General features: G+C 33.3%; 18 protein-coding genes. 2 read left to right on the forward strand and 16 right to left on the reverse strand.

Going from position 1 to position 15,954, the window contains the following annotated elements:
* Positions 1–25: 25 nt before the first annotated feature.
* The 15 genes from LPB88_RS04155 to LPB88_RS04225 all read right to left on the reverse strand — a co-directional run bounded on the left by LPB88_RS04155 (position 26) and on the right by LPB88_RS04225 (position 13,527).
* A complete protein-coding gene (locus LPB88_RS04155) occupies positions 26–1,885 on the reverse strand; it encodes a peptidase M61 (RefSeq protein ID WP_230712747.1) in 1,860 nt (619 codons plus the stop codon).
* A 99-nt stretch (positions 1,886–1,984) separates the two neighbouring features.
* The gene (locus tag LPB88_RS04160; RefSeq protein ID WP_055098339.1) at positions 1,985–2,263 is read right to left on the reverse strand and encodes a DUF2805 domain-containing protein; all 279 of its coding nucleotides are present in this window, start codon (positions 2,261–2,263) and stop codon (positions 1,985–1,987) included.
* Positions 2,264–2,383: 120 nt separating this feature from the next.
* Entirely contained in the window at positions 2,384–3,211 is an 828-nt protein-coding gene (locus tag LPB88_RS04165) for a sterol desaturase family protein (RefSeq protein WP_230712749.1), read from the reverse strand.
* Between the two features lie 140 nt (positions 3,212–3,351).
* A complete protein-coding gene (locus LPB88_RS04170) occupies positions 3,352–3,594 on the reverse strand; it encodes a GlsB/YeaQ/YmgE family stress response membrane protein (protein ID WP_089352618.1) in 243 nt (80 codons plus the stop codon).
* A 42-nt stretch (positions 3,595–3,636) separates the two neighbouring features.
* Positions 3,637–4,344, reverse strand: a complete 708-nt coding sequence (aqpZ, locus tag LPB88_RS04175) for an aquaporin Z (RefSeq protein WP_089352619.1) — start codon at positions 4,342–4,344, stop codon at positions 3,637–3,639.
* 31 nt (positions 4,345–4,375) lie between these two features.
* Positions 4,376–4,732, reverse strand: coding sequence for a DoxX family membrane protein (locus LPB88_RS04180; RefSeq protein ID WP_230712751.1), 357 nt, complete (start codon positions 4,730–4,732; stop codon positions 4,376–4,378).
* A gap of 87 nt (positions 4,733–4,819) precedes the next feature.
* Positions 4,820–5,716: a DMT family transporter gene (locus LPB88_RS04185; protein ID WP_230712753.1), complete on the reverse strand. Its 897-nt coding sequence runs from the start codon at positions 5,714–5,716 to the stop codon at positions 4,820–4,822.
* Positions 5,717–5,937: 221 nt separating this feature from the next.
* Positions 5,938–7,074: a peptidylprolyl isomerase gene (locus LPB88_RS04190; protein ID WP_230712755.1), complete on the reverse strand. Its 1,137-nt coding sequence runs from the start codon at positions 7,072–7,074 to the stop codon at positions 5,938–5,940.
* Positions 7,075–7,123: 49 nt separating this feature from the next.
* Positions 7,124–8,197, reverse strand: a complete 1,074-nt coding sequence (locus LPB88_RS04195; RefSeq protein WP_230712756.1) for a peptidylprolyl isomerase — start codon at positions 8,195–8,197, stop codon at positions 7,124–7,126.
* Positions 8,198–8,212: 15 nt separating this feature from the next.
* On the reverse strand, positions 8,213–8,902 hold the full coding sequence (gene gldI, locus LPB88_RS04200; RefSeq protein ID WP_230712757.1) for a gliding motility-associated peptidyl-prolyl isomerase GldI: 690 nt from the start codon (positions 8,900–8,902) through the stop codon (positions 8,213–8,215).
* Positions 8,903–8,906: 4 nt separating this feature from the next.
* Entirely contained in the window at positions 8,907–9,911 is a 1,005-nt protein-coding gene (locus LPB88_RS04205) for a bifunctional oligoribonuclease/PAP phosphatase NrnA (protein ID WP_230712758.1), read from the reverse strand.
* A gap of 303 nt (positions 9,912–10,214) precedes the next feature.
* Entirely contained in the window at positions 10,215–11,471 is a 1,257-nt protein-coding gene (locus LPB88_RS04210; RefSeq protein ID WP_230712760.1) for a voltage-gated chloride channel family protein, read from the reverse strand.
* A 154-nt stretch (positions 11,472–11,625) separates the two neighbouring features.
* Positions 11,626–12,009 carry a RidA family protein gene (locus tag LPB88_RS04215; RefSeq protein ID WP_089352738.1) on the reverse strand — a complete coding sequence of 128 codons (384 nt, stop codon included), beginning with the start codon at positions 12,007–12,009 and terminating at the stop codon, positions 11,626–11,628.
* Between the two features lie 293 nt (positions 12,010–12,302).
* Positions 12,303–12,611 (reverse strand): chaperone modulator CbpM, encoded by a 309-nt coding sequence (locus tag LPB88_RS04220; protein ID WP_230712762.1) that lies wholly within the window; start codon positions 12,609–12,611, stop codon positions 12,303–12,305.
* The gene (locus LPB88_RS04225; protein ID WP_230712764.1) at positions 12,604–13,527 is read right to left on the reverse strand and encodes a DnaJ C-terminal domain-containing protein; all 924 of its coding nucleotides are present in this window, start codon (positions 13,525–13,527) and stop codon (positions 12,604–12,606) included. The genes LPB88_RS04220 and LPB88_RS04225 overlap by 8 nt, the downstream gene beginning before the upstream one ends.
* Positions 13,528–14,012: 485 nt before the next feature.
* Here LPB88_RS04225 and LPB88_RS04230 point away from each other — a divergent pair, with 485 nt between their 5' ends.
* Together LPB88_RS04230 and LPB88_RS04235 are read left to right on the forward strand one after the other, a co-directional pair.
* The gene (locus LPB88_RS04230; RefSeq protein ID WP_230712766.1) at positions 14,013–14,198 is read left to right on the forward strand and encodes a hypothetical protein; all 186 of its coding nucleotides are present in this window, start codon (positions 14,013–14,015) and stop codon (positions 14,196–14,198) included.
* Positions 14,199–14,454: 256 nt separating this feature from the next.
* Positions 14,455–15,168, forward strand: a complete 714-nt coding sequence (locus LPB88_RS04235) for a hypothetical protein (RefSeq protein WP_230712768.1) — start codon at positions 14,455–14,457, stop codon at positions 15,166–15,168.
* Positions 15,169–15,263: 95 nt separating this feature from the next.
* Here the strand turns inward: LPB88_RS04235 and LPB88_RS04240 are convergent, their stop codons facing one another.
* Positions 15,264–15,791 carry a hypothetical protein gene (locus LPB88_RS04240; protein WP_230712770.1) on the reverse strand — a complete coding sequence of 176 codons (528 nt, stop codon included), beginning with the start codon at positions 15,789–15,791 and terminating at the stop codon, positions 15,264–15,266.
* Between the last annotated feature and the right edge of the window lie 163 nt (positions 15,792–15,954).

Genomic DNA, 15,954 nt, shown 5'->3' on the forward strand with positions numbered 1-15,954 from the left:
TTTTTTTTATGTCTCTAAAAAAGAATTATCCTTTTAACCATGCATTTTTAAGTTTCTCTTTTGAAGCATCTGTTACTTTAAAAGTTTCTGTTTCTTCGTATGGTAATTTCACAGTTCCTTTAATGGTTTCTTCTTTTCCAGCACGTTTGATTTGAAGAGTGATAGGATCATTTTCTTTCCAGTTTTCACTTTCGGTAATCAAATCATAAATATTGTCCAGGTTGTAAGTTTTTCCGTTGATAGCAGTGATAATGTCACCAGCTTTAAGATTTAAATTAGTGAAGAATACATTTAAATCAATATCAGCACGAACATTTATTGCTTTAGTCGCTTTGTCAACACTAATATATGGAGTTTGTCCTTTTAAGAAAACTGGTCCTGCTTTTTTCTCAGAAGCTTTACCAACACCAACTTTTGCCAAATAAAAATCATAAGGAATTGGAGTTGTTCCTGCCACATATTTGTTCAAAAATTCTCCAACTTCAGGATAAGTTAGTTGTGTAATTTTTGCAAAAAGCTCGTCATCATTAAATGGTTTCTCAACGCCATATTCGCTAGATAATTTATGCATTAAATCAAGAATTCCTCTTTCCCCGTTGCTTTTTTCTCTAATAATAATATCGATGCACATACCAATCAAAGCACCTTTTTGATATACATTTAAGTATTGGTCTTTATAAGGCTGTACTAGAACATTTTTACTCATTGTTGTAAATGACATAGTATCATTTAAACCTTTTGCCTGCTCGATTTTATCAGCAATACGAGTATAGAATTCAGCTTCGTTAATTAAACCTTGGTTGATTTGAAAAAGATTAGCAAAATATTCTGTTACACCTTCGTACATCCATAAATGCTCAGACATTTTTGGTGCGTTATAATCAAAAAACTGAATTTCTTTTGAGTGAATAGTTAATGGCGTTACAATATGGAAAAACTCGTGCGAAACAACATCTTTCATAGATTCTACCAACTTTTCTTTTGGCATAGATTCAGGTAAAACAACTGTAGTTGCAGTTGGGTGCTCTAAAGCTCCAAAACCGTGTGCGTCGTCTTTTGCCATAGATGATAAGTACAATAAAACGGTATATTTCTTATTAGCATTTACTTTTCCTAAAAAGTTTTTCTGAGCCGTCATCATTGTTTTCATTTCCGGAGTAATACTTTCTGCAGTAAATTTTCCTGTTGGAGAATAAACAGCGATTAAGATATCCATTCCGTTTACGTTAAATGTAGTATAATCCGGTTTTGAATACATAATTGGGTTCTCAACCAAAACAGCATAACGAGGCGTTGTAAAAACGTCACTTGTTTTGCTTGCATCTTCGTCAGTCATTGAAGTTGCTCCCCAAAGTGTTTCAGGATGTGTAATAGTAACTTTGTAAGGAACATCTAGCTTATCTTGAAAATAACCCACAAAACCATGTGTATTTACCATGAAATTGATTCCTGCATTGATGTTTGTTCCCGCTGGCGAAAACACGTCATCATTACCAAATCCGGTTCCTTTTTCAGTATCAAATGTATCGCCTACTAAATAAGTTATTTTTTTCAATGATTTTGCATTTGAAATTGACCAGGAATTATCGTCAATTCTTTTTACTGTTAATGCATTTCCTTTTGCGTCAAAAGCTTTAAAACCATCAGAGTATTTACCATAATTATCCGTAGAATAAGTACCCGGAACTGTTTTTGGAATACTATAAATAATTTCGTTAGTTTTTATTTGTGGAGGAGTAACCGTTACCAGAACTTTGTCGTCTTTTACGTCGACAAGATTAATATTGACATCTACGACATTGCTTTTTGCAGCACCCGAAGAGCTCCCTGTTTTACAGCTCCAAAGCGTTACGGCAAGAGCTAAGGTGTAAAGTATTTTTTTCATTTGAATAAGTTTAGTTATGTGTATTTGACTTACAAAAGGTAAAAAAGTTACATTAAATTAAAAATATAAAAAAAACTCCTGAAGAACAGGAGTTTTGTCTTAGTCTAGTTTGTTTTTTATATAATACTTACCGTCCAAATCTTCATCAAAATCATCTATTTTAACTGGTTTTGGTTTTGGTTTATTAGCAATGGCCTTCTTTTTCCACATCTCAAATTTTTCAAGAGGCATTTTCTTTTTCATGATTTCCAGAACTTCTTTTTCTGCTAATCCAAATTCTTTCTTTATGATTTCAAATGGATTTTTTTCTTCTAAAGCTAACGAAACAAGTTTTTCCGTTTGTTCCCAATTCAATTCTTTGCGGTTACTCTTTTTCATCACGTGAAAATTAATTCAAAATAGAGGTTAATGATTAATAGATTGATTTTCAATTTAAGTATCAATATTAATAAAAAAAATAATTAGTTGGTGAGTTCAAGTGCACTTTTTTTACTGTTTTTAACTGTTTTTTATGGATCTTGATTTTTGAAACGGGATTTTCAATAAGTTTTTCAGTTTATTATTTTCTTCAGGCATCATGTGAGTATCAACTCCATAAATTAATTTGTCTTTGGATAAGGTCGTGAAGGTGCCAAAAAGACGATCCCAAACCGAAAATATGTTTCCATAATTACTGTCTGTATAAGGAACAACATAATGGTGATGTACTTTGTGCATGTTGGGAGAAACGATAAAATAACTTAGGAAAACGTCTAATCTATTGGGCAGTGAAATATTGGCATGATTAAATTGTGTCGCAACGACAGATAAAGTCTGATATAAAAAGACCATCCACATTGGAGTTCCTACTATTAAGACCCCAAGAGTAGTAAATACAAAACGAATCACGCTTTCGCCCGGATGATGTCTGTTGGCAGTTGTAGTGTCGATCCAGGTATCAGTATGATGAACAATATGAAAACGCCACAGAAATTTTATTTTATGCTGGATGTAATGTGGTAAATAAGCCCCAATTAAATCCAATAAAAGCAATCCGATTAAAGTATAAAGTAAAATTGGAATTTCCGGTAGCCATTGTAAAATCCCAAAATGATTTTCGGTTGTCCAGAATGCTATTTTAATTAGAATAAAAGCCAGTAAAAAGTTAATAATAATGGTTGTCAATGTCAGGAAAAAATTAATTCCTGCATGATGCCATTTTTTATACTGCATCTGGAATAGGGGGAAAGTGTTTTCTATGATCCAAAAAAAAGTTATTCCTCCAACCAAAATTAAACTTCGATGTGAAGACGGAATTGTACTGAAATAAGCAATTACTTCATTCATAATAATTGGATTTAGATTTATAACCAAAATGTTCCTCTTATCCTAAAGGCTAAATTGCCATTACTCTAAAATAAGAAAGAGAAAATCAAATATAAATATATCAGATTTTCTCTTTCAAAATGAGGTTGACTATAAAGTAATTATGCTTTTTTTACCAGACTAATTATAAATAATAGCACCCAGGCACCTCCAACAGCTATAATAATTTGCCAAAGAAGTCCGCCACCGCCAATACCTAGTTTTCCGGCAATCCAGCCACCAACGATTCCGCCGATGATTCCAACAACGATATTACCAAGTAATCCAAAGCCAGCGCCTTTCCAGACCTGACCTGCCAGCCATCCTGAGATGGCTCCTATAAGTAAAAAATATAAAAATTCCATAATGTTAAGTTTATTAGTTATTATTTGATTTACAAAAGGTGATTAAGCTTCAGCGTGATTTTGCAATAATGTTTTATAGATAAATCCAGCGACAATGGCTCCTAAAATTGGTGCTAACCAAAACAACCAAACTTGAGATAAAGGCTCGCCCCCAACAAAAATAGCTTGTGATAATGATCTTGCAGGGTTTACTGAAGTATTAGTAATAGGAATACTGATTAAGTGAATTAAAGTCAAGGCTAAACCAATAGCAATTCCGGCAAATCTTCCGTTTGCAAATTTATCAGTAGCTCCAAGAATTACTAATAAAAAGAATAATGTCAGAACAAATTCAGCTATAAATGCAGATTGTAAAGAGTAACCATCAGGAGAGAATGCGCCAAAACCATTTGAAGCAAAAGCTCCGGCTTTAGTATTATCAATGACATTTCCTGCTTTACCTGACCAGATTATAAATAATGTTCCTGCAGCAGCAAGAGCACCAACGCATTGTGAGATGATGTAAGGCAAAAGATCTTTTGCCGGGAATCTTCCTCCAGCCCATAAACCAAAAGAAACAGCAGGATTAAAATGCCCGCCAGAGATATGTCCAACGGCATAGGCCATTGTTAGTACTGTTAAACCAAATGCCAAAGCAACACCAGCAAACCCAATTCCTAAATTAGGAATCCCGGCAGCAAAAAGTGCGCTTCCGCAACCTCCAAAAACGAGCCAATAGGTTCCGAAAAATTCTGCAAATAATTTTTTCATAATAAAAATAATTTTAATTAATACTTGATTGTTAAAGGGTATATTGGTATGCCCAAAAAATCAATACAATTTGTAAGGGCAAACGTACAAATAAAATCCATTTTGGCAAGCCGAAACTCGCTTTTTTATTTTGAAACATGTATAAATTAGCGGGGAATACAGCAATTAAGAGTGCAATAATGCCCCATGCTGCTAAATTAGTCGTAGGATGAAATAGCAGAAGTATGCCAAAGATTAGTTCGGCAGCTCCGCTTAAAATATTTATTAATTTGGGATTTTTAAAAACTGGCGGAATGATTTTGATATACATTGCCGGTTTTCTAAAATGGTTAAGTCCGGCAACTATATAAAGAAAAGCCATTAAATATAAATGCCAGGATAGATTCATGATATCTTATTGTTTATCACGAATTTATAAAAAAATTAACAATTATAACATTACAAGACGCTTTTTTTTCGTGTCTCGCAAATTAGGTTATTTTTTTCGCTTGAAATTTACATTCATAATAATTATGGCCAGAATGATTAATACAATCCCAACCCATTGAGAAAAGATAACTTCTTCGTTTAATAAAACATAAGCCATCATAACAGAAACAGGAAGTTCAAGAGCAGAAACAATACTTCCTAATCCAATTCCGGTTAACGGGAAACCTGCAGTCATTAACATAGGAGGAATAATAGTTCCGAATAAGGCTAATATAATTCCCCATTTCATGAAAATCTCAAAGTTAAAAGGTGTTATTTGAGTTGCAAAAGCAAATGAAAACACAATAATAGATCCGCCTAAAAGCATGTATAAGCTTCGTTGTGCAGATGAAATTCCGGTAGCAACACTATTTGCTGTAAACATAGTTGTAGTAAAAGATGCAGCCGCTAAAACTCCCCAAACAATTCCTCTCCAATCTAATGTTATATCGTTGTTGATAATATTAGTTGCCAAAACAGTACCAATAAGTACAATGATTACAGCAACGACTTTTTGTTTTGAAGGTAATTTTTTTTCTAAAATCATTTCAAGCAAAACACCCATCCAAACGGTTTGCATTAATAAAATAATTCCAATAGAAACCGGAATGTATTTTACAGCTAAATAATAGAACAAGCTTGTCATTCCTAGCGAAGTTCCTGCAAGCATCAGATTGAAAATATTTTTGGGAGTTGCTTTTACAACATTGTCTTTAAGCTTAATTTTCTGGAAAGTATTGATTAGCAAAACACCAATGATTCCTAATATAAATTGAGATGTTGTTACTTCGGCAGTAGAATATCCTTCGGAATAGGCCATCTTTACGAAAGTAGCTAACATTCCGTAAGTTGTTGCTCCAATTGCTACTAAAAATACTCCCTTTAATACGTTGTTTTGTGACATCTTAACTTGTTTAATTAAAAAAATAAAGCCGGCAAAGGTAAGCTATTTTGTTTAAGAATTGGTAGAAAAAGGATGTAAACATTATTATCAGTATGGTTGCGGGGTCGATTTCTAATGTAAAATTATGAATTTGATATAATTAGAGAATAGTTAAAATAAGAAACCCATCAAAATCTAAATTTTGATGGGTTTGATTTATATGAGATAAAATAAATTTGTTTTTATTTTACATTTGGCTGATTTTGATACAATTCGATTTCGAAAATCAAAGTCGCATTTGGCGGAATTACGCCTCCGGCGCCACTTGCCCCATAAGCTAAGTTTGATGGAAGAATAAAGGTTGCTTTCTCTCCGTCCGTCATCATATCTAATGCTTCGATAAAACCAGGAATCATCCCGTCTTTTTTACCGGCTGTAAAAGGAAAAGCTTTATAACCGCCTTGCGCATCTCTGCTAGCATCATATTTACCATAATCTTTTGCTACACTTGCCATGCTGCTGTCAAAAAGATTTCCGTCTTCAAAGTATCCTGCATAATGAAAATAAATTGTAGATCCTTCAGCAGGTTTTACACCATTTCCTTTTTTAGTAACGACATATTTTAAACCAGATGGAGTTGTTGTAGCGGTTGCTTTTGCACTTGCAAAAGAAGCAGCTTTTTGTGTAACCACTTTTTGACTTTCTGCTTTTTTACCTTCTTGTTTTTTTACGTCATCAGTGAAAACTTTTACAGCATCAAATTTCTTAGCTGCAGCACCTTTGCGTGTAATAGTGATTTTTGTAATAACATCGTCCTGAACAATCTTATTTACAACGTCCATTCCAGAAACTACGTGACCAAAAATAGTATGTTTTCCGTTAAGCCATTGTGTATCTTTATGTGTGATAAAAAATTGACTTCCATTTGTTGCAGGTCCTGAATTAGCCATTGCTAAAACTCCGCCTTTATCAAATTTTAACTCAGGAACGAACTCATCTTTAAATGAATATCCCGGATCTCCTGAACCATTTCCTTGTGGATCTCCACCCTGAATCATAAAATCGTTGATAACTCTATGAAATTTTAATCCATCATAAAAAGGTTTTCCTTTTAGTTTTTCAACTTTTACGTAAGGGTTTTTACCTTCTGCCAATGTAATAAAGTTTGCTACCGTTACAGGAGCTTTTACATATTCTAATGATAAAACAATATCACCTTTTGTAGTTGAGATTGTAGCAAAAATACCTTCATTAGGGTTTGTTGCAGGAGCAGCTTTTGTTGTTGCTGCAGGTTTTGGTTTTGCAACTGGTTTTTTTGTTGTTTGTGCCTGAATGTTTACAATTGCCAGGCAAAATAAAAATAGAAATTTAAATTTCATCGTGTTTCGAATTTAAGTCTGTAATAACGGTTTAAATATAGGAATATTATTACGGTTTCTCTAATAATTGAACTTCGAAAATAATATTTGCATTTGGAGGAATAACTCCACCAGCCCCAGTTGCTCCGTAAGCTAAATGTGACGGAATAAATAGAATTGCTTTATCTCCAAAAGAAAGTTGTTCAATTCCTTCGATAAACCCAGGAATCATACCATCTTTACGACCTGCCTGGAAAGGAATTGGCTGGTAACCGTGTTGTTCTGCTCTTGCACGATCAAACTTTCCAAATGCTTTATTAACATCTTCTACACTTGAATCAAACAAAGTTCCGTCTTCTAAGAAACCAGAATAGTGAATGTATATGTGAGTTCCTGCAGCAGGTTTTTTACCAGTTCCTTTTTCAGTAATTAAGTATTCTAAACCAGTACTTGTTTTTGTAGCTTTTGGTCTAACAGAAGCATAATAAGCTACTTTTTCTTTTTGAACTCCTGCATATTTACTTTTTTCTTTTGCGATTTCAGAAAAATAATCATGAAATACTTTTACAGCATCAAACTTCTTTGCAGCTTCACCATTTCTGATAATAGTTACAGCAACAACTTTATCGTCTTGTTTGATTTGATTTACAACTTCCTGACCTTTTTCAACCACATGACCAAAAATAGTATGTTTTCCGTCTAGCCAAGGCGTTTCAACGTGTGTGATAAAAAATTGACTGCTGTTTGTTCCCGGACCATTGTTTGCCATAGCCAAAACACCCGCTTTGTCAAATTTAAGATCAGTGATTTCATCTTTAAATTTATAACCTGTATCTCCAGAACCAGTTCCTTCAGGATCTCCGGTTTGAATCATGAAATCTTCAATAACTCTATGAAATTTTAATCCATCATAAAAAGGCTTTCCTTTTAGATATTCTTTAGTTACGAATTCATTTTTGCCTTCGGCTAAGGTTACAAAATTTGCAACCGTAATAGGAGCTTTTTTATAATCTAATTCAACAATAATATGTCCTTTATTAGTTTCAATGTCAGCATATAAACCGTCAGGTAAATTGCCGTGTTCGTCTTTACAAGAATAAAATGAGGTAACGGCTAATAGTAATAATAAAATACTTTTTTTCATTTTTAAAATGTTTTTTTATGGGTTTATTGTATCTTTTTTAACTGGATTTGCTGGTTTTACAGCTGTTGGTTTTGGCGTTGCAGGCTTTGGAGCTTGTCCTCCTGCTGTTTGTGCAGCTGCAGGTTGTCCCGCAGGAGTTGCTGTTTTTGGCGCCGCAGGATCCGGTACGAAATTTCGAAGTGTTACCGTGCAAATTAAAGACTGGTTAGTTCCAATTTTTTTATTATCTCCGTGATATCCGTAAGCAATATGAGACGGAAACAAGAAGGTCACTGTTTCATTTTTATGCATCAGTTTAATACCGTCGCGCAATCCCATCATGATGTCTTGTTTGTCTACATAATAAGTCTGCGGACCAAGATCTGCTTCTGAGTAAATAACATTGCCTTTTATATCTTTTACTTCTAAGTTGTAATAAGCAATATCTCCTTTTTTAGGTGTCGAAAGATCCGTTTGATTTCTTTCATCATAATAAAACCAATATCCTTTTCTAGTGGCAAAATATTTAGTTTTAGGATTGCTTTTGATTATTTTTTTGATAACCTTCTCTTCGTTAGCAATTATTTTTTTGTTACGATCAACTGATTTTTTCATGAAAGTACCTGAAGATCTTGAAATAGGTCTTCTGGCATCTTCATGTTGTTTACAGCTAACCAGTAAAACAGCAAAAAGTAGGGTGTAAATGCTTAGTTTTAGGTAGTTCATGGGGTTATATTTTTAGTTTAGTTACTAAATCTTCAAATTTTGCCAAAGTTTCTTGCATCGAAACATCAGATCTTCCTCCGGCAGCATTACTATGTCCGCCTCCGTTAAAATGGTCTCTTGCAAACTGATTCACATCAAATCCGCCTTGCGAGCGGAAAGAAATCTTGATGATTTTCTCGTCTTTATTTTCGATAAAAATAGCAGTAAACAGAATACCTTTTATACTTAAACCATAATTTACAATTCCTTCAGTATCACCTTTTATATAATTAAAAGAATCCAATTCGTCCTGAGTAAGCGAAGTATAAGAGGTTTTATGCTCTTCAAAAACTTTCATGTTTTGCAAAGCACGCCCCAATAATTGCAAACGGCTGTAAGAACTATTATCAAATAATAAAACCGGAATTAATGTGTTCTCAACGCCTAAATCAATTAATTCAGCTATGATTCGGTGTGTGTTTCCTGTTGTTCCCGGAAAACGAAACGAACCTGAATCCGTTAAAATTCCGGTATAAATACACGTTGCAATTGTTTTGTCCAGATCTTCTTTTTTGCCTAAAAATGAAATGAAGTTATAAACCATTTCGCAAGTTGACCCAAATGTGGTATCAGAATACATATAAGTAGCATAATCATCAGGCTTTTGATGATGATCAATCATGACAAACGGAGCGGTTAGTTTGGCTAAAGTATGTTCCATTTCGCCCGTGCGATGAAAAGCATTAAAATCGAGTGTAAAAATCAGCTCAGCTTCTTCTAATATCTTGGCGCAGTTTTCAGTATCTTTTTCGAATATTTTTACCGTTTCAGAGCCTGGTAACCAAGCTAAGAAATCAGGAAAATCATTAGGTGCAATCACCGTTGGCTGATGATTGTTTTTTAATAAAAAATGGTATAAACCTAAGGTCGAGCCCATAGCGTCTCCATCAGGACCTCTATGCGGTATTATGGCGATTTTCTTTGGGGTTGCGAGTAATAATTGTATCGCTTGAATATCTTGTATTTTCATAGTGTGCGAATTTACATTTTTTTAATGTAATGTTGAAATCATTTTACAGATTAACACACTTTTATGTTGGTTGTGAACTGTGAAATTATGTTGACTGTGAATTGAGAAATGTGGGATGCGATTTTTGGAATTTGGAATTTGTTTATTGAAATTTAAATCTATACGCAGATAAAACGGATTCGCTAAAGCGAAAACGCTGATTTAAACGGATTTTTTAATATTGAATAACGTTGTAAAGTTCCGAAGGAACGATAGTTTCAGTGATCAAGTTTGGAATTTGGAATTTAAAAAATTGGAATTTAATTATAGGTGTTCCAATTCCTCTTTTTGAAATTTCTGATACAACTTAAATTTAGCTCCCTTAACAATTTGCGCTTTATAAATTCCGACAGAACCTGAAGAAAAGTAAGCAATAATACACGCAATTGCAATAAAGAGACCAGGTTGAATCCCGAAAAGTTCCATGCCCATAATCGTGCAGGCAATAGGAGTGTGGGTTGCGCCCGAAAATACGGCAACAAATCCCAGTCCGGCTAAAAAGGCAATTGGCAACGGAATTATTAAGGATAAAGCACTTCCTAAAGTGGCACCAACAAAGAATAACGGAGTGACTTCACCACCTTTAAAACCTGCTCCTAAAGTAAAACCCGTAAACAGAATTTTAAGTAAAAAGTCATACCAGGGATTTGCATTCGAAAAAGAATCTATAATAACAGGAACACCTAATCCTGAGAATTTTGTGAGTCCAAAACCTGCAATGGCGATGGCAAGAACAATTCCGCCAATAAAAGGGCGTAACGGAGGATATTTTATGTTTTTTGAAAAAAGCGAACCCCAAAAATGAGTACTTCTTGAAAACAATAAAGCTGCAAAACCTGATAAAATTCCAATTATAATAACATAGCCTAAAGTCGAAATACTAATTTCAGGAACAACTGGAATGCTATAATGGGTATGTTTTACTTGCCAAAATTCTACCGTAAAATAAGCTGCATAAGCCACCAAAAAGGATAAAACAATACTTTTAAGATTGATTTTGCTGAAATATAAAACTTCAAGTGCAAAAATCGCACCCGCCAGCGGAGTTCCAAAAACCGATGCAAAACCGGCGCTGATTCCCAGTATGATCAGAATTTTTCTTTCGGAATTATCCAGTTTAAAAAGTTTGGTAAATTGATCCGCAATTGCTCCACCCATTTGTACTGCTGTACCTTCGCGACCTGCTGAACCTCCAAATAGATGCGTAAGTAAAGTTCCTAAAAGTACTAAAGGAGCCATTTTAAGCGGAATCAGTTTCTGAGGATTTTCGTATTCTTCCAGCAATAAATTATTGCCTTTTGCGACTGATTCTCCCCAGTAATAATAACTCAATCCCACCAATAATCCGCCGAAAGGCAAAAGCCAGATAATCCAATCGTGGTGAATTCTAAATTGAGTAACCCATTCCAGAGAAACTAAAAAAAATGCCGATGCAGATCCAGACAAAATACCTATCAAAACACAGATCAAAATCCATTTGAAAGTTGTCAGGAATATTTTTTTTAGTTTTTGAGGAGCCATTAATTATATAAAGAAAGTTTGCCACGAATTTCACGAATTTTCACGAATTAATTGCTTTTTAATTGAAGAAATTAAAAAAGAAATCTTTTCTAATTCTCTAGATTAGTAGAAAAAGTAATTCGTGAAAATTCGTGAAATTGGTGGCAAAAAAATATTACTGTATAACAGCTGTAAATTCAATTTCAACTAAATATTCAGGAGCAACCAATTTACTGATTTCATAAAAACCTGTAGTTGGTTTTACATCTTTAAAAAACGCTGAATGCGCTCTTGCTACATCTTCAAAAGTTGCAATATTGGTTGTAAAGATTCTTGTTCTGATGACATCTTTCATTCCAACACTCAAATCTTCTAATACTTTTTCAACACGTTCCAGGATGTTATAGGTTTGAGCATAAGCATCGTCGGCTTTTACTTTTTCACCATCAACAATAGCCACTGTTCCTGAAACTTCAATAATATTGCCAATTCTTACTGCACGACAATATCCCATTTTGTCCTCCCAAGGTGATCCTGTTAAGATGTTTTCTCTTTTCATTTTGTATGTTTTTTTGAATTGTTTTTAGCATTTTTAAAAACAAATTCCGGTTCGTTAATTGTGTTGCAATTTATAAAATATGGAGATGAAAAAGAACCAAATTTGGGCAAAATCATTTCAAAAATCATTCTTTTTTGTGATATTTTGAGTGATAGATTTAATTTTTTGCCACTCCCGATAGTTATCGGTTAATGTCATTAATTTAGCAAATTACGTTTTAATCTTTTTCTCGCAGAAACGCAAAATCGCCAAAAGTCGTTCACGCAGATTTAAATCTGCGTGAAACAAAATCTTTATTGCTCAATTTGATGATGTTCGTAAAGACGAAGTTTGTTTTGAGTTGTGGTAAGATTTTGCTGTAAAGCTTCAATTTTGTCCAATAAGTTTGCAATAACATCAATACCTTCAAGATTGATTTTTAAATCATAATGAAGGCGAATCATTTTTTCGACAGCAGGCAATTGTTCCGGCTGTAAATATTCATCTTCTTCCAGAACAATAATTTTTATCAGACCATAATTGTGCAACTCTGTTATAAAGGTGTTTTCAATTTCATGATACACGCAAAATTGTTTTATTTGAATTAAGTTTTTACTACTCATGATTTCTTAATTTAGCTAGTTCTTCGAATAATTCTTTTTCTTTTGTCGATAATTTGGTCGGAATTTTTAGAGTGTAAGTAATGTATAAATCTCCAAACTGATTTTCTTTTTTATAGATCGGAAAACCTTTTCCTTTTAGTTTAACCTTAGTTCCGGGCTGAGTTTCGGCAGGAACTTTAATTTTTACTTTTCCGTCAAAAGTATTCACGAAAATTTCACCGCCAAGAATTGCAGTGTATAAATTCAGATCGACATCGGCATATAAATTATTGCCTTCACGTTTAAAATCAGAATTGTTATCAACTAGAAAAGTAATGTACAAATCACCATTCGGACCACCGTTTGCGCCGGGAGCACCATGATTTGGGATCTTTATTATTTGTCCGTTTTCGACACCGGCCGGAATTGTAATTCGGATGTTTTTTCCGTTTACGGTTAAGTTTTGTTTGTGTGTTGTATAGGCTGATGTGAGGTCTAATTGCAATTCGGCATTAAAATCCTGACCTCTGTATTTAGCCTGACTTTTGGAACTTCTTCCCGCAGAACCATACATAGAATTGAAGAAATCAGAGAAATCACTTCCTGAAAAATCTCCTCCTTCAAAACCAGAATAACTTTGACCGCCGCCTTGCTGTTGTCTCGAATATTGTTGTTGATTAGGATCGTAACCTGCTTTTTCAAATTCATCGGCATGTTTCCAGTCTTTTCCATACTTATCGTATTTTTTGCGATTTTCAGGATTGCTTAAAACCTCATTAGCTTCATTTATTTCCTTGAATTTTTTCTCCGCTTCTTTATCATTCGGATTCAAATCTGGATGATATTTTCGAGCCATTTTCCGATAGGCTTTTTTGATTTCGGCTTCTGTGGCCGATTTTGTGATTTCTAATACTTTATAATAGTCTATATAATCCATAATGCCTCAATTTTAATAAAAGTGAATTAAGGTATTGAAGTTAGGAATAAGTTGGTAATAATCAAAATTTTATATTTTTTGAATTAGGATTTAGAATAAAATAACTAATTATTTTTAATATAAATCTTATAAAAAAAGTTTTTTGGTTATAGAAAATTGTCTATGTTTTCGATAAATAATGTAAACTATTATCTATTCTTTAAGGCAAGTAAAAAATGATAAAGAAATATAGTAACGGTAATATTTAATAGTTATGAGAAAATTATCTTTTTTAAAATCAACATTAAGTCTTGTTCTTTTATTATGCATGTCCATTTTATTGACAAGTTGCAGTTCAAGCAACGATAATGATTATACGTCATCAAATGGTACTGCGTTTAATGTGGCTGATTTTGCTTTAACAGTTACAAACAAGAAACTATATAATGATTATCTGGTAATTGATTTTGATATAAAAAACACTTCTAAAACATCCTATAGTGTTTATGGGCAAGGGAGACTTCTCAGTAAAGTTTACTGCTAAAACTACTGATGGGACAGTGTTTCAAAGTACTACATACGTACATTATGTCGAAGCCGGAGTTACCTATACAGATGATGTCCATCTTAATTATACGGTAGGCAAAACACTAGATCTTACTACATTGACCGCAGTTATTGTTAAAGACTAGTTTTTTTTTGTTATTTATTTTTCATTAGATCCGGCTTGTCAATGCAAGTCGGATTTTTTGTATTCTTAATACAATTGAGGTTAATGAAATTTAAAGAAAAATTCTCTTTTGGCAGGTTTTTTGATTCCAAAAATTAGCCTAATATATTGTTATAATAGTCTTAAAGTTGTAGCGCCTAATTAAATTATGCTATTTTTGTGATGCTATGCTCAGATTTTATAAAAACTATAAAAGCCGATTCGATAATACTTTTTCAATGAAGCACATTTTATTTTTCATACTATTTTTTACAGCTGTAACAGTATCAGCACAAACCGAATTTGGAACTAAATTCAAACCTATTGCTGCGCCAAAATTTGGTGCAAAACCTAAGAAAACACCTATTCATCAAATAAAAGATCCTCAGGCTGATAATAGTGATATTCCGAGTATTAAAACTCCAAATGTTTTTGATAATACGAGTATTACACCAAAATCTCAATTCCAGATTGGACAAGAAAAAAGCAAATTTACCATGTCTACAGAAACTGATTTTGCCAATCCCGGCGATCGTTATGTAGCCAAAATGGAAAAGGATTTAGATAAAGCTTTAAAAGATGCCGGCTTAAAAGAAGGCCGCGGAACATTGGTTAAGAAAAATATTTCGTTAGGAGAATTTAAAACCAAATCACAATACTTTATTGTAAAATTCAGAGATTTTGGAGCCATCGATGGCGATTTGGTAAAAGTATCTTCAAACGACCAGATTATTAAAGATCAATTATTTTTGGATTCTAATTTTAAAGATGTAAAAATTAATCTGGTAAATGGCTTTAATAAATTAGACTTCGAAGCCTTAAATATTGGTTCCCTAGGAGGAAATACTGCCGAAATCCAGGTCTACGATGACAAAGGACAATTAGTAACCAATGATTATTGGGACAATCTTGCCGCTGGATTTAAAGCCTCTATTATTGTTACGAAAGAGTAAAGTCAGGTTCAAAGCGACAAAGGTTCAAAGGAACAAAGTTGTTGGACTTTTTTAAAACCTCTGAGCCTTTGTCACTTTGAACCTTTGTGCCTTTTTTAGAACGGATCTGCAGTCACTTTAAACTTCATATCTGCTTTAACGGTTACGTCTTTTGTAAGTGATTCTTTTAGAGTAACCTGAGTTCTGATTTTGTATTTATCAGCTTTAATGTATTGATCCAGTCTTTTATCGGTACAAATTAAATCAATCGTATTTGTGTTTGAGTTGATATTATCCTGATAAGCCAATTCTATCTCGTCAGAATCTGTGGTTGAGATATACAAATGAATCGATTTTAAAAACGTAAATGTTTTGTCTGTAGGATTTGTAATTGCTAATTGAAGTGATTTCAGCTTTACATCTTTCACTAAACTAGCTTTGGTTTTGTTGTTCGAAAATTCAGCCGATGAATTTGTGGTAACGTCTGGTGTAACAATTTCAGAGGGTAAATTGATAGGTAAATTACTTTTTATCTGAATTGAAGTTTCATTGGAAATAGTAAAAGTCAATAAATCATCAACTGTATTGCAAGAGTTTAAAAACAATGATAAGAAAAGGATTAGGGCAATTGATTTTGATTTCATAATTTTTTTTAGGTTCAAAGGTTCAAAGGTACAAATGAACAAAAAAAGGGTTAATAAAAGCGAATAATTCTATTACTCTAAATTGAAATCGCTATTAATAATCAGTAATGATTTGATGGCATTCCCCCTGCAGCTAGCATAAGACACCAAAAACAGACCCCAA

Source organism: Flavobacterium sp. JAS (assembly GCF_020991455.1).
GTDB lineage: Bacteria > Bacteroidota > Bacteroidia > Flavobacteriales > Flavobacteriaceae > Flavobacterium.